The sequence below is a fragment of the Prolixibacter sp. NT017 genome, from assembly GCF_009617875.1.
In the GTDB taxonomy this organism is placed as follows: domain Bacteria; phylum Bacteroidota; class Bacteroidia; order Bacteroidales; family Prolixibacteraceae; genus Prolixibacter.
This window is the reverse complement of the sequence record NZ_BLAV01000001.1, coordinates 4,912,479-4,927,313: the sequence shown is the minus strand read 5'-3', so window position 1 is coordinate 4,927,313 and position 14,835 is coordinate 4,912,479. Positions and strand designations below refer to the sequence as shown.

Below are 14,835 nucleotides of genomic sequence, written 5' to 3'. Positions count from 1 at the left end.
GAAGTTCTCCTTTTCTCCCCATCTTTCTTCCCTTCTTGCCGAATTCTCCCGATTTTTCTATCTTCCATCTTTTCATAACTAATCATTATGCTGACAATCCGAATGGCTTCTGGGGCTGATGTGCCCGCCATAACCCAGATTTATAATCATGCCGTGCTGCATTCGACGACTACGTTCGATACGGTTCCCCTGTCGGAAGAAGAACGGCGTATGTGGCTGGCCGTGCACAACGAGGATTATCCGGTGCTGGTCGCCGAGGTGGATGAAGAAGTAATCGGTTATGCGTCGTTGTCGAAGTGGTCGGAGAAGCAGGCGTACGAAAAAACGGTGCAGTTCTCCATCTACCTCGATGAGAACTTCCGCGGACAGGGTATTGGCCTGCGGCTAAGCGAAGCGATTCTGAAATATGCGAAGGAGCAGGGAATTCACTGTGTAATTTCACTTATATCCGAAGGGAATGAAGTGAGTTTTGCGCTACACCGGAAGTTGGGCTTTCAGTTAATGGGCATCATGAAAGAGGCCGGCCAGAAATTTGACCGGTACATCGATGTGCACTTTTATCAACTGCTTTTTTGAGAAAATTTCCTGAATACAAATCGTTGCAAAAAGCGAATTAACCAGCATATTTGCAAAGCAAAGACCAACAAAAATTCAGTTATAATGACCAGTAGAAAAGTTCGGTTTGGCGTAGCGCTTAGCGGAGGAGGAGCCCGCGGATTTGCGCACATCGGGGCGTTGAAGGCGCTCGAGGAATATGGCCTGCAGCCCGACGTGGTTTCCGGGACTAGCATGGGGGCGCTGGTGGGCGTTTTGTACGCGGCCGGTTATGCCCCTGATGAAATCTCGGAGATGATTCGCCATGAAAAATTCTACCGGCTTATCGATATCCGGTTACGAAAAGGTGGACTATTGAACCTGAAGAAAGTGCAGGATTTGCTCACCGAGAAGATTGAAGACAACGACTTTTCGGCGCTGAAGAAACCGTTTTATGTGTCGGTGGCCAACCTGAATACGGGTGCGAATGAGGTCCGGCATAGTGGCCGCCTGTTCGAGTTCGTGATTGCCTCCAGCTCCATTCCGCTCGTTTTCACGCCGCAAAAAATCGACGGGCAAACCTATGTGGACGGTGGGCTGTTCAATAACTTGCCGGCCGACGCTATTCGCGACAAGGTGGATGTGATCATTGGCATTCATGCCAACCACAACTCGCCCGTGGAAGAGATAAGCGGCACCCGCGAAATTGCCGAGCGATGTTTCCAGTTGAGTATCGCGCAGAATGTGGAGAAGAGCCGGGAACTTTGCGATTATTTTATCGATCCGCCGGAGGCACGCCGGTTCGGAACGTTCGACTTCCCGCAAATCGACCGGATCATGGAAGTGGGCTACCAGGAGGCTGTTCGGGTGTTGAAGGAGGAAATTATTCCGGACGGCTGGCTTCCGGTAATGAGGGAGCAATGGTCGGGAAAGCAAAACGATTTGCAGGCAAAAAAATAAGTAGTATTTGTTTTTGAAACGAGATAAATAGGTTGCTCGAGTAGGAAAAACATTTCATTACCCCTAAATCCCCTGAAGGGGACTTTAAGCCGCCTCTTTAGGGGAGCTCGGATACTTTGAAGGGAGGGGTGATTTTAGATTGCATTAGTAGTTTAAAATCTTTCAATTTGACTTTTAGAGCCAGCCTCATTGGAGATAAAAAACCTTTCGGAAATGAAAATATTCAAATTTGGTGGCGCCTCGGTGAAAGATGCCGCGGCCATTCGTAACCTGGCAACCATTTTACAATCCTACCGCGACGAAGAGCTGGTGGTAGTTATTTCGGCGATTGGGAAAACGACCAATGCGCTGGAAGAAGTGGTGCGCACCTATTTTTCGGGTGACGAAGCGTTGTGGAAACACATCGAATCCATCAAATCGGAGCATTTTGCCATCATCGACGAGCTGTTCCCCGACACGGAAAGCCCGGTACGCAACGAGGTAAACGAGGAATTCGAGCGGCTGGTCAGCAGTGTTTCAGTACCGCCTTCGCTGAATTACGATTACGAATACGACCAGATTGTCTCGTTTGGCGAGTTGCTGTCGACCCGTGTCGTCAGTGCGTACCTGAACGAGAACGGATTTCCCTGCCGCTGGATGGACGCGCGTGGTTGCATCCGTACGGACGACACCTGGCGGAAGGCCGTCATCGATTATGAGCTGTCGGAAGAACTGACCAAAGAGACGGTCGATTTCCGGGAGGAGAAATGTTACGTCACACAGGGATTTATCGGGTCGACGACCTCGAACCTGACGACTACGCTCGGGCGCGAAGGTTCCGACTTTACGGCGGCTATCTTCGGCCATTTGCTGGATGCCGAAAGCGTGACCATCTGGAAAGATGTGCCGGGTATCCTGAATGCCGACCCGCAGTATTTCGACGCAACGCTGAAACTGGAGCGGCTAACCTACCGGGAAGCGGTGGAGTTGACCTATTTTGGTGCGAAGGTGATTCACCCGAAAACCATGAAGCCGCTGTTCGAGAAGAGTATCCCGCTGTATGTCCGGTCGTTCCTGCAGGCCGGCGAAATCGGGACGGTGATTGGCGACGAAATGCATCCCGATGAACATACCCCGATTTTCATTCTGAAACGGAACCAGGTGCTGCTCACGATTTCGCCCAAGGACTTTTCCTTTATGGGCGAAGCCTCCATCGGGCACATCTACTCCACGCTGGCCGGCTACCGTATCGAGGTGAACATGGTACAGCAGTCGGCGCTGAGTTTGTCGGTGGCGGTGACCAAACCCGACCACTATTTTGAAACCCTGATGGAAGAGCTGGAGGAAGATTTTGACGTGCGCTATAACAACGGCCTCGATTTGCTTACCATCCGGAATTACACCGACGAAGAAATTGAGCGACACACATCAGGGCGTAGCATTTTTGTGGAACAACGGAGCAGAAGGACTGCGAGGTTTTTGCTGAAATGAATTCACATCTGAAGATTTTTACATATTGATCGCCTCTCCATGATAAACTTGCCATAGACTAAAGGCAATGCTCCACGACGTTTATGCGGAACCATTTATTTCGCGGTCACGCTATATGGGCAATTAAAAAAAGGGATATGGTTCCAACCACGAAGGAAGTGATATTCCTGCAATGGAGAGTCAATTGGATTATGATAAGCTGCCCTTTCAGGGCGAAGGAGCAAGGTGACGGTTTTGTTTCCCCAGGGCGTTGCCCATGGGCTGAATTAAGTTGTCCCTCCGGGACGCATTACTTTTAACGGTCTGCAACCCGACAGAGGTTTTGAATAGTATTCATTTTTCGGCCTGAAAGGCCGGTTTATTTCAGCCCAAGGCAACGCCTTGGGAAAAGATTCGGACCAAATCCCGAGGCGCATGTTAGGGGCAGAATTGAAATAAGAAACGTTCCTGCGCCGCACATGCCGGCCTTTATCAAAATCGAGAAATCACCAAACCATTATGGCCGTTGATACGAGGTTGTTTTTCAATGCGATTCATTTCACAATTACAGCATCTTCGTGGAGCAACGTAGCCGACGGACTGCGAGGTTTCTGTTGAAGTAGCTTAAAGAGGGAAGACGAATTAATCTCTTCTCAACGCACTGAATTAAATCAGAATATCCCTTATATTTGTACCAGATTATTCCCAGTAGCCCTGATTTTTTCAAGCTATTGGGTTTTTGCTTTTATAGACCTTCCAATTTAAACTTCTCAACCATATTTTTACTTACCATCCGGAATTACACCGACGAGGAAATCGAGCGGCACACATAAGGATGCAGTATCTTCGTGGAGCAACGCAGCCGACGGACTGCGAGGTCTTTGTTGAAGTGATATTTACCTTTCACTAAAGGGAAAACGTTCTGAGTCCATGGAATTGATGACCACGGTTGCTATAAGTTTTTGTCGCGGATTTTTGGAGTGATTTTCTGTCCGGGAGGACAGAAAGAATCGGTGAGATAATCTGCCCTTTAGACTGCGGTCCCCGCTATAAAATTTACACTTTCTGCACAGTATTTTATAATTCTTTTAATTCCTTACTGTAAAAAAGACTATTAAGACTCCTGTCGATTATATCTTTTCTTTTAACCCAGACAAATCCTTCATGCTTCGTTATTATTGCTATATCAACTGGTCCTCCAACACTTTGCAATGATTCACTTGTTTTTCTTTTTACCGAAGTGATATTGATTAAGGATTCGGCCAATTCAATTAAATCTTCTTTTCTAAGAAAACCTACAGACGCCATGACCGGTTTGATATATGTTTCAACAGCGAATTTCCTTAGGTTTTCGTTAATATGTTTTAGTCCTGTTTTAAAAAAGCTCCTTACATCGGCTTTATTGACGTTGTCATATTTATTTGAAATCTTGTCGATAATTTCTTCAAATTCGACGGGAATTATTCTGTTAAGCTCCTTAATAATATCTGGGTTAATCCCTTGAAAAAAAGTATCAATCATATCTCTTTGTGCAAAAGGTTTGACAATAGCAGTGCTGTTTTGTGATACTTGACTAGGTTCAGAGTATTCGTATCTAAGTCTACCTGCTACTAATTCTCCAATTTTAACATTGCATATTGACGGGAATATTTCATTATTTCCGTAACCAGCAATAACAATTCCAGAGTAATCCTCTTCATCAGAGAACTCACAAATAAGTTCGTGATATAGTTGCTTGTATATCCTGCTTGTATATTGTGCTTTGCGAGGTAGTTTGTAGCTTGTATAAAAACCTGGTAATATTTTATCTATATATGATTTGAATTCATTTTTGAAATCTTGCAACTTATATTCCTTAAAATCAGGCAGAATATTTTTCTTAATTGAAGATATTCTATCAAGAATATCAAAAAAAGTTTTTTCGTACATTTTGTCCTTGTCTGCAGGGGATAACTCAGAACTTGTGTTCTTGCATTTCAATTCAAATTGTTTTTTACAAAATTCCATTGTCCCATAAAGCATATCGTACAATCTGTATTCTATAAATTCTTTGATTTGTTCCGAGCTGACAAAAGCAGAGTAGTTGTCCTTTATATATTTGATGAAGTCGTCACGATATTCGACTAATGTATCAAAACTCTTTTTCGCTAAGTGCTTTGTATAGCTCTTTATAATTATTTCAAATGGAATCCCCATCCAACTCGCATTATTGTAGACCATGATGCCAATTGGTTCATATTTTGATAGCGGAAATAGCTTGTTGGCATTATTAAATACTTTTTTTACTCTTCCAACTGTCACAGCACTATCTGCCGCGAGAACAATACTTGTTTTGTTCAATATACCTATTTCTGCAGTCATCTTTTTATTGTTTTGTGTAACCCAACCTTATTGCGTTATTTCGATTAAATAAGTTGTTATTATTTCTCAATTGAAGGGTGTAGCACAACGTTAAAGTATGGTTGTGAAAATTCCCTGTCTCGTTAGTTTTATCGATCTCCTAATCTAACGCTTTACCCTTTCTTTTTCGTATTAACTTTTCAACACTTTTCAGTTGATAGCTAAATGTAAGGCTGGAAAAGCCTAATAAATAAAGGCCACATCCTATCCCACCTAGCCAAAACCTGCTCCAAAACATAAGAAACTTTTTGTCGGAATTTTGTACATTCATACAACGTTTTGATACAGACAGACTCCCGTTAGGAAATTGTAGTTACAAACGATATATCCGGTTACGACCACGATAAACAAAAACATTCGGTAGAAAATGAACAGCGCCGGGAAGCGATTTCCGACAGGTGCCTGGTTATCTGCCATTGACAAAAATCAGAAGTTAAACCTTAAATCCTAACTGTTATGACCCAAACCTGAATTGAACTACTCGTCCCGGAAAAATGAGCCGGAAACCGGAGCTCGCTTTACGTCCCCCGGGATGTCCGGTCGGCCGGTCCGCGCTGAATTCCGGGCCCCATGGCTTTGAGGGAGGCTATCAGCCGCCGATATTGGCCCCAATGACTTTTAGGGCGGCCGGCCGGAGCAGATCTCGTTCCTGAAACGTTTGAGGGCGAACAACCGGTGTAGATCGCTAATCTGAAAACTTTTGGGCAGGACTTCCGGAGTAAATATTGCTCCTAAAACCGTTGAGGGCGGTAAATGGCAACGTGATCGCTCCCTAAATCATTTTAGATCGGAAAAATTCAACGGAAATGCGCCCTCACAGTTTTTTTATCGAAAAACGACAACCGGATTGCTCCCTCAAAATTTTTAGATCGGGAAAATACGGTGGGCGGGCTCTCAAAATCGTTTTAGATCGAAAAAATTTAACCGAAGGGCTCCCTCAAAGTTTTCAGATCGAAAAAATTCAACGGGATTGCTTCCCAAAAATTTTCAGATCGGGATTCCAATTACGGCGCAACCCAGGCACAAACTCAACGCACAAGCCGGCTGGCCTGGCATATAAACAACAATATACTCCTCCCGATTGTGCCCCGGCATAACCGATGTACCAACGTCCTCACCCTGTAACGGTGAGTTATTTTCCACAATCAAACCAATAATCATGAAAAAGTACATTTTAAAATCACTGCTGACCGTTGACAATACGATTTACTTATCGGAAAACCTGCTTCGGATAATTAAAGCGTTGCTGGAAACGGACAGCAGACTGAAAGTCCTAAGTGATAAACTGGTGGCTGCCTATAACCGGATGGTCATCAATAAGAAACGGAACAGCGCCAGCGCCCTGACGCAAAAGAAAGCCGAACTGGACCAGCGACGCGACCAAGGCTTCATCTCGCTGCGCGACATCCTGCATGGAATGGCGGTTGGACTGATTCCGGAGAATGCAGAGAAGGCGCTGTCGCTTTACCGTGTTTTTGAGGGCGTGGGAACGACCTCGTATGCGGCCGGCTACAAAGACCAAACGGCCTCGCTGTCGTCGCTGTTCTCGGAGCTAGACAAACCGGAGCGGCAGACCGCGTTAACGGATTTGGCTCTTCTGCCTTACTACGAGGCATTGAAAACGGCTGAGGACGACTTCGTGGAGGTTGATAAACAGAAGCTGGATGAATCGACGGAGAATGAGCAGAAATACGAGCCGGCCCTGGAAATCATGGTGGATATGGTTTCGGCCCTCACCGATTTGGTGGGTTACATGGAGCTAAGCAGTACGCTCGACGCAGCTACTTACGGCGATGCCTTTAACCAGATAGTGACGGTGATTAACGAAGTGAACGCCACAGCCCGCGCCCGGCAGACCAGTAAAGAGAGTGATACGGTAGAAGAAATCGAAAATTGATATAAAAAGGGTGCGTTGATGAATCCTGACAGGTTTTGGAAACCTGTCAGGATTTTTTGTGTGTGCAATATCGCCCTGTCGGTAATTGAAATTCGCCCCACCTAACCTCCCCATCCGGGGAGGGATTCGGGCGCGGTGGCCGGCTTTTCATTGGTTTCCTTCGATGCCCCATACCCTGTCGGTGGTTGAAATTCGCCCCACCTAACCTCCCCATCCGGGGAGGAATTCGGTCGCGGAGGTTGGTTTTCCATTGGTTTCCTTCGTTGCCGCACCCTGTCGGTGGTTGAAATTCGCCCCACCTAACCTCCCCATCCGGGGAGGGATTCGGGCGCGGAGGCCGGCTTTTCATTGGTTTCCTTCGTTGCCGCACCCTGTCGGTGGTTGAAATTCGCCCCACCTAACCTCCCCATCCGGGGAGGGATTCGGGCGCGGAGGCCGGCTTTTCATTGGTTTTCTTCGTTGCCGCACCCTGTCGGTGGTTGGAATTCGCCCCACCTAACCTCCCCATCCGGGGAGGGATTCGGGCGCGGTGGCTGGCTTTTCATTGGTTTCCTTCGTTGCCGCACCCTGTCGGTGGTTGGAATTCGCCCCTCCTAACCTCCCCATCCGGGGAGGGATTCGGGCGCGGTGGCTGGCTTTTCATTGGTTTCCTTCGTTGCCGCACCCTGTCGGTGGTTGGAATTCGCCCCTCCTAACCTCCCCATCCGGGGAGGGATTCGGGCGCGGTGGCTGGCTTTTCATTGGTTTCCTTCGTTGCCGCACCCTGTCGGTGGATGTAAACCCCGACAGTGGTTTATCAGAGTAGTCAAAACGGCCTGCAAGGCCAGTTTATTTCAGCCCAATGGCAACGCCTTGGGTTATGGAGTGGACCTTGTTTTTGCGGTCGCGGGATGTTGATGATTGAAAATGGGATATTGTTTCGACCGCAATGGTGGTGATGTTTCGATATAATGATAACCTGCCCTTTCAGGGCGATGGTGCGGTGTTATTGGATTTTATTTCCCAAGGCGTTGCCATTGGGCTGAATTAAGTTGTCCCTCCGGGACGGTTCATTGGTAAATGATGATTCGGACGGTACGGTAGGGCCACGATATATCGTGGCCCTACGAGAAGCCGGCGCTCTGAACAACGTTTCGGCGTTTGGCTACGCCCCACCTGACAGCGTCGGAAGACCTGTCAGCGTGACGTGACTCCAATCAACCACCACCGTCAGGGCTTTTAACCAGTGACGGGGTGTTTAGCCAGCGCTATATAAATTTCAAATCCTTCAGGCACGAGTGAATCAAATTGTACGTGCTTTCGATATCATGGTCCAGGCCAACCGAAAAACGAACCAGGCCGGGCGACATACCCATGGCATGCTGTACCTCTTCGGGCACCTCGCTGCTGGTGGAACTGCCGGAATTGCTGAACAGGGTTTTGAAATAACCCAGGCTCACCGCATGGTAACCCACGCCTCTTTTCTGCATCAACTCCATCAACCGAGCTGCCCGCCCGGTCGTTTCCATGTCGATGGCAATCATACCGCCGTAGCCGAACTCTTCATTCCGGATGCTGTTCATCAGCTCATAGTCGGGATGCTCCGGCAGGCCCGGATAGCTAAACTTCAAACCAATTTCCCGGAACCGCTTGGCCAGGTACATGGCGTTTTTGCTGTGTTGCATCATCCGCACATGAAGTGTGTGCAGGTTCTTCAGGATACTGGAAGAGCGCATCGGATCGAGCACCGGTCCCAGCAACATGGCGGTTCCATCATTCACGTCGCTAATGGCCATGATAAAGTCGTTACTTGCACAGATGGCTCCGGCCACACAGTCGTTTTTCCCGTTGATGAACTTGGTCATCGAATAGACAACAATATCCGCTCCCAGCGAATAAGGCGAAAGAATCATCGGTGCAAACGTATTGTCGACCACCAATTGAATATCGTGCTTTTGGGTGATTTCGCTCAATCGTGGAATGTCGGACACCTGCAGCATGGGATTGGTGACACTCTCGGTGTAAATCAATTTCGTGTTGGGACGAATGGCCGCTTCCACCGATTCCAAATCGGAAATATTCACGAACGTAACGTCGATGTTGAATTTGGGCAGGTAGTTTTTCAGGAAGGCGTAGGTTCCTCCGTACGTGGTTACACTGGTCACGATGTGGTCGCCGGCGTTGCACAACTGCAGCAGAACGGTGGTAATGGCGCTCATCCCCGAGCCGGTTACCCAGGCGCCTTCGGTACCTTCCATGGCCGCCATGGCATCCGATAGGGCTTTGTTGCTGGGATTCCAGTGGCGCGAATACAAAAAGCAGCCTTCCGTTTCGCCATGAAAGGTGTCAATCATGGTTTGCGCATCCATAAAGGTGAACGTGCTGCTGTCGGTAATCGACGGATTGACGCCGCCATACTCACCAAAATTCTCCAGCCGCTGAATCCGGGTAGCCGGATCAAATTTCTTATTTCCCATTCAGTTTGAATTTAAAGGAAGGAGCCGTCTAAGAGTCTAAAGAACCTTTTAGAACTGTCAAATTGTAAGTCCAGTTTAAGTTATTTACCCCTATTCCGAAGTCTCGGAACCCTGAAGGGGACTTTAAGCCGCCCCTTTAGGGAAGCTCCGATGCATCGGAGGGAGGGGTGAATCCAAGATTGCTTTCAATTTGAGTGTCAGCACTTTTTTATTTCAAATTCCTGGACAGCCTCTTCGTCCTGTTCGTTTATTGCTTTCGTTTTATTGGTGCCCTTTTAAACAAGACTGATATGGGTTTAGTTTCGCTGAACCCCGCGTATTCCGGTAGTTGTATAACATACTAGTTCGGACATTTTGGGGGCATGGATGGGGATTTGTCTCATCCCGGATGGGATGATAGGTTATTAAAAAACGGAACAGGAAATCGATGTGCGACCCCGGCCGGGGTCGAATGTTTGTTGGGTGTGAATGGTTGCTTACAATATGGAAAGACTCAGCAGGCGGTGCCCGGATTCGCCCCACCTAACCTCCCCATCCGGGGAGGAACCCGGGCGCGGTGGCCGGCTTTCCATTGGTTTCCTTCGACGCTCCCGAACCCTGTCGGTAGTTAAAAACCCCTACAGTGGTTTCTCATTCCGGAGGAGTCTTTCCGGCTTCTGTCATATTCGGCTAAAGCCGGAAAAAGGTCCGCGATTCTTACTCCCCCGACTAAAGTCAGCGGCAATTCAATTTCTCTAAATAGAGCCTGAAAGGCTCCAATTCCAGAACTTGGGGCAACGCCCCAAGACACAAGCGTATGATATAAACAACCAGCCTGCAGGGCTGGTACATCTTTTCCAATATCCAGTTCAATTGGTTGAAGCCCTTCAGGCTTCTATCCGCATTACTTTTCTTTCCTCCGGGGCGTTGCCCCGGGCTTTGGGATTTCAGACCTTCGGCCTGAGTCGGTTTTCGCCGGAGTAATGAACATATCATCGCTTAGGGATAATGACCTCTGCCCAACCACTGTCGGGGTTTGAAACCACAGACAGGGTTTCATTTCTACACGCTGACAGGTCTTCCGACGCTGTCAGGTGGGAGTGCTACACTCTTCGGTTTTCACTTCTCCCATTCTCCGTTTCTCACCTTCTCACTACTTCACCTCTTTGATATCCATATGATAGTTCCACTGATCGAAGTATAAATTGCCGCCGCTCCATTCCACTTCGCCGCGCTGAAAATCGATGGGTTCGCTGCGGGGAAATTCTTTGGCCGGAGTGAAAGGCTGACTGAAACCGTCGTTGACAATCATCCGGTAGCCATCGTAACCACCGAAGTAGAAATTCCGGACTGCTTCCTGCGGTACGTTCAACCGACCGAAAGACGGGTCAACCGGTACCCAGCCGATTCCTTCGAAATAGACTTCGCACCAATCGTGCAGGTTCAGCTCCACCGGGTAGATCATCCAGCCACTCTGCCATTTGGCCGGAACCCCTGCAAACCGGGCCATGGTCATGAACAACAGCGTCTGCATGCCACAATCGCCGTGACGATATTTCAGTACATACTCGGGAATGTTATCGAACGTTGAATATTCGAGCGCACTCGCCCACGGAATATTGCTGTCAATCCAGTTGAATATTTTTCGTGCTTTCACGATAGGATTGGCTTCTTCACCAACAATTTGGTTCGTTAGTTTCCGGATATCATCGCTGAAAATAATCTGCGGTGGCCGTTGGGCGGTATAATTCCGGTAAAGTGCAGTGGTGGTATCGTACGGTTCGGCTTCCGCCGGATTGAGCGAAACCAGCTGTGTGTGCGTGTCAAATGATGCTTTGTAGCTAAAAACCACCGGCGAATCCTGCCGGGCAAACTGCTCCATGTAGAGCGAACGTTGCAGGTTGTCTTTATTCACAGCCAGTTGAAAATCCTTCTGTGAAGTGGATAGTAGCTTCACATCATCCTGCCGCGGTTCAGAAATGCGGGGGAAGGGCAGCCAGCAACGAACGACCTGGCCGCACGGAACTTCATTCGGCTTGACCGTAATGGTGTAGGTGAACTCGAAATGTTTGGTCAGCGGTTTTCCTGCCTCCACTATTTTCTTGTCATACACCTTGCAGAATTCGCGGGTTGCATCGATAGCGGGGCCATCCACTTTTAGCTTCACTTTCGCTTCCGCAGAATCGATGCGAAACAGGTTGGGCACGGCATTCCGGAAGAATCGCTTCTGCCCGTCAATGAGGCGCATCTCTAACGCACCGGTCTGCTCCCAGGCATTCATCTGGCTGTCGGTCAGTGAGGGATAGTAGCGATGCAACTCCTCACGCACCTGCTTTTCGCTCTTCGAAAAATCCAATTTAATTCGATGCATCAAATCTTTCAGGTAAACCGCTTTCGCGGAATCTTTTCCTGTCAGGGCACCCGACTTCACCAACGAATCAATCAACGACGATGCTTTTTTGAAATGCCCTTCGTGTACCATTTGTTTCAAATCCTTCACTTCAACTTTTTTTTGAACAGGTGTCTGGCAGGCTGAAGTTATCACAGCCAACACCAACAGGAAAAGAAGTTTTTGCATAATACTATTGTTTATTCCTTTTAAAGATAAAAAAACGGGCGCAAGGTAATGCTCAAAACTACCCCGCGCCCTCTCAATTAACCCCAAAAAAAGATCTTATATCTCGATGTCAGAAAAATTTGTCACCCCTAAATCCCCTAAACGGGACTTAAATTAGCATCCATTCTCAACAGGTTCTCCTTTAGTAGTTTAGATGCGCTATTAAAATTGATGCATCATACTCCCGGCTTATACAATCCTAAATATCGATATCAGAGACTTTTTGAATGCCAATACCCGGCGCGTCAGGCAGAACGATTTTCCCTTTTTCCACTTTCAGGCCTTCGAACACATCGTTTTTGATGAGCAGGTTACCGTCCAGGTCGGCCCAATCGACAAACGGCGAAAGCTGTGCACCCGCCGTCACGGCACACGAAGTAGCCGTCATACAGCCAATCATCACCTTCATATCGAGGGTGCGGGCTGTGTTCATCATCATGTGTGCATGACGCAAACCGCCGCATTTCTCCAGCTTGATGTTCACGCCGGAATAGACGCCGTATATTTTTTTCATGTCAGCCAGATCCTGAACCGCCTCGTCAGCCATGATCGGCAACGGGCTGTTTTCCGTTAACCAGGCCACATCGTCCGGCTGATCCTTTGGCATGGGCTGCTCGACAAACACGCAGCCGTTCTCATTCAGGAAATGGACCATATCGAGCGCTTCCTGCTTGTCTTCCCATCCCTGGTTCACATCAACGCAAACCGGCACATCGGTGACCGAACGCACCGCTTTGATGATTTCGCGATCGGTTCCGCGCCCCAGTTTTATCTTCAGGATATTGAAGCCAGCTGCCTCACGGGTTTTTTCCTTCACAACTTCCGGTGTATCAATACCGATGGTGAAAGAGGTAGACGGCGCTTTCTCCTTCGAAAATCCCCACAGGCGGTACCATGGCTCATCCAGCATTTTCCCCACCAGATCGTGCAAGGCGATATCGATGGAACATTTGGCCGCATGGTTTCCGGGAGCGATGTTATCGACATAATCGATGATCTCCTCCATCCGCATGGGGTCGTTGAACTGCGTCAGATTTAATTTGCGATAGAAGGCAGCAGCCGTTTCGTGCGATTCGCCCAGGTACGGCGGCATCGATGCTTCGCCATAGCCCACGTAATCACCAAACCGGATTTTCGTCAGCATCACCGGGGTAGTGGTCCGCGACGAAGAAGCCAGCGTAAATACGTGTTTCAGCTGCAATTCGTATGGTTGAAAACTAAATTCAAGTCGATCACCAGGCTTCATGTTATTTCTCTTTTCAGTTGACCGGCACGACTGCAAAACGGGAGCAGCTGCTACGCCAGCTCCGGTCAGCAATCCCGCCTTTAAAAAGTTACGACGGTTCGTTTGCATTAGACGTTTTTTTGTTAGTTGGTTTGAACGATTAATACCAGGGATGGTTTTTTACTGAAACAATCCCTTTGGTATCAATGGAATCAATCACATCGCGCATGCCGACCATGTAACCGGGAGCGTATGTGAAGTAATTGCTTTTGGTGCTATCGAGACTGCTAAGCCGTACCCGGCCGGCAGAATGCTCGATATTCATTTCACCCAGATACAATCCGGTATGAGTAACGCGCGGTCCGTTTTTCCCGTGGTATCCGAAGAAAAGCAGGTCTCCCGGCTTGGCATTTTTCAAAGTAACTGGTTTGCCATGCCTAACCATTAGCGAAGCGTCGCGTGCCAGAATGATACCAAAATTAAAGTAGACGGTCTTCACAAATCCACTGCAATCCATCGCTTTCGGTGAAGTTCCTCCCCACAGGTACGGACGCCCGACAAACAGGTGTGCCAGCTTGCAAATCGCGGCCCGGTCAGGTTTCACATTGTTTTCCCATTCGGTGAAATTTCTTAATTCGGACTGCGGCAGATATCCTTTTCTTCCATCCGGGAAACTCACCTCTGCATACTTGCCGTTTGTTGCCGTTTGTTCCAAAATACAGCCCATTACCACATCCGAAACCGGCTGACTGGTTGCATCGGGTTGGGTGCGAATCAAACCATAATCAGCGGTAAAGATTACTCGTTTGGCATTTCGCCACTGGTTCATCCCCGCTTCGTTTTCACGATGAATGCCCCAGCTGTCGACCCATCCGAGATAATTATCAGGCGTTTGAATGTAATACCATCCATGGTGTTTTTTCAGTACCCTGACCGGCGTTCCTAAAAGCGCCTGTGTGGCTAATTCCGCCGAGTGTCTCGGGTTACTGCGAATATTCGCCACCGACAGATTGACCAGCGCCCAATTGCGGTCGCCTAACTGCTTTTGCGGAAGCACCTCGATGGAATCGACCGTTTTCACGCCGTTATCACCGAGCGTGTTCATCAATTCGAATTTCGCATCGGGCAAATTCGTTTCCCCTTTTAAAATGACCTCGTCTCCACGCTTCTCGGAAGTCACCTGAAAAAGTGCCTCCCGGTGATCGGGCGCATATTTTTCCTGCACAGAGGAAATTACTTTTTGCACATTCTCCTGTTCAGCAGGAGACGAACAGGCGGCCAGAAAGGCCAGTAAAAGGATATACCAGATTTTATTCAT

9 protein-coding genes are annotated in these 14,835 nt (G+C 48.2%); 4 read left to right on the top strand and 5 right to left on the bottom strand.

Going from position 1 to position 14,835, the window contains the following annotated elements:
* Window positions 1–87 precede the first annotated feature (87 nt).
* The 3 genes from GJU87_RS20435 (at window position 88) to GJU87_RS20425 (ending at window position 2,964) form a co-directional block, all read left to right on the top strand.
* Window positions 88–576, top strand: a complete 489-nt coding sequence (locus GJU87_RS20435; protein WP_228492064.1) for a GNAT family N-acetyltransferase — start codon at window positions 88–90, stop codon at window positions 574–576.
* An 84-nt stretch (window positions 577–660) separates the two neighbouring features.
* On the top strand, window positions 661–1,494 hold the full coding sequence (locus tag GJU87_RS20430) for a patatin-like phospholipase family protein (protein ID WP_153641163.1): 834 nt from the start codon (window positions 661–663) through the stop codon (window positions 1,492–1,494).
* Between the two features lie 213 nt (window positions 1,495–1,707).
* The gene (locus GJU87_RS20425) at window positions 1,708–2,964 is read left to right on the top strand and encodes an aspartate kinase (RefSeq protein ID WP_153641162.1); all 1,257 of its coding nucleotides are present in this window, start codon (window positions 1,708–1,710) and stop codon (window positions 2,962–2,964) included.
* Window positions 2,965–4,020: 1,056 nt separating this feature from the next.
* Here GJU87_RS20425 and GJU87_RS20420 read toward each other — a convergent pair.
* Window positions 4,021–5,304 carry a hypothetical protein gene (locus GJU87_RS20420; RefSeq protein ID WP_153641161.1) on the bottom strand — a complete coding sequence of 428 codons (1,284 nt, stop codon included), beginning with the start codon at window positions 5,302–5,304 and terminating at the stop codon, window positions 4,021–4,023.
* Window positions 5,305–6,502: 1,198 nt separating this feature from the next.
* Here GJU87_RS20420 and GJU87_RS20415 point away from each other — a divergent pair.
* On the top strand, window positions 6,503–7,240 hold the full coding sequence (locus GJU87_RS20415; RefSeq protein ID WP_153641160.1) for a DUF6261 family protein: 738 nt from the start codon (window positions 6,503–6,505) through the stop codon (window positions 7,238–7,240).
* A gap of 1,247 nt (window positions 7,241–8,487) precedes the next feature.
* Here GJU87_RS20415 and GJU87_RS20410 read toward each other — a convergent pair.
* From GJU87_RS20410 to GJU87_RS20395, 4 genes are all read right to left on the bottom strand, one after another.
* Window positions 8,488–9,696 carry an aminotransferase class I/II-fold pyridoxal phosphate-dependent enzyme gene (locus GJU87_RS20410; protein ID WP_153641159.1) on the bottom strand — a complete coding sequence of 403 codons (1,209 nt, stop codon included), beginning with the start codon at window positions 9,694–9,696 and terminating at the stop codon, window positions 8,488–8,490.
* A gap of 1,132 nt (window positions 9,697–10,828) precedes the next feature.
* Window positions 10,829–12,253: a transglutaminase family protein gene (locus GJU87_RS20405; protein WP_153641158.1), complete on the bottom strand. Its 1,425-nt coding sequence runs from the start codon at window positions 12,251–12,253 to the stop codon at window positions 10,829–10,831.
* Window positions 12,254–12,491: 238 nt separating this feature from the next.
* Window positions 12,492–13,646 carry an enolase C-terminal domain-like protein gene (locus GJU87_RS20400; RefSeq protein WP_153641157.1) on the bottom strand — a complete coding sequence of 385 codons (1,155 nt, stop codon included), beginning with the start codon at window positions 13,644–13,646 and terminating at the stop codon, window positions 12,492–12,494.
* 31 nt (window positions 13,647–13,677) lie between these two features.
* Window positions 13,678–14,835 carry a C40 family peptidase gene (locus tag GJU87_RS20395; protein ID WP_153641156.1) on the bottom strand — a complete coding sequence of 386 codons (1,158 nt, stop codon included), beginning with the start codon at window positions 14,833–14,835 and terminating at the stop codon, window positions 13,678–13,680.

Coding starts and splice junctions, on each gene's coding strand:
- GJU87_RS20400 (WP_153641157.1), bottom strand. CDS start 13,646: ATGCAAACGAACCGTCGTAACTTTTTAAAGGCGGGATTGCTGACCGGA.
- GJU87_RS20415 (WP_153641160.1), top strand. CDS start 6,503: ATGAAAAAGTACATTTTAAAATCACTGCTGACCGTTGACAATACGATT.
- GJU87_RS20435 (WP_228492064.1), top strand. CDS start 88: ATGCTGACAATCCGAATGGCTTCTGGGGCTGATGTGCCCGCCATAACC.
- GJU87_RS20405 (WP_153641158.1), bottom strand. CDS start 12,253: ATGCAAAAACTTCTTTTCCTGTTGGTGTTGGCTGTGATAACTTCAGCC.
- GJU87_RS20430 (WP_153641163.1), top strand. CDS start 661: ATGACCAGTAGAAAAGTTCGGTTTGGCGTAGCGCTTAGCGGAGGAGGA.
- GJU87_RS20395 (WP_153641156.1), bottom strand. CDS start 14,835: ATGAATAAAATCTGGTATATCCTTTTACTGGCCTTTCTGGCCGCCTGT.
- GJU87_RS20420 (WP_153641161.1), bottom strand. CDS start 5,304: ATGACTGCAGAAATAGGTATATTGAACAAAACAAGTATTGTTCTCGCG.
- GJU87_RS20410 (WP_153641159.1), bottom strand. CDS start 9,696: ATGGGAAATAAGAAATTTGATCCGGCTACCCGGATTCAGCGGCTGGAG.
- GJU87_RS20425 (WP_153641162.1), top strand. CDS start 1,708: ATGAAAATATTCAAATTTGGTGGCGCCTCGGTGAAAGATGCCGCGGCC.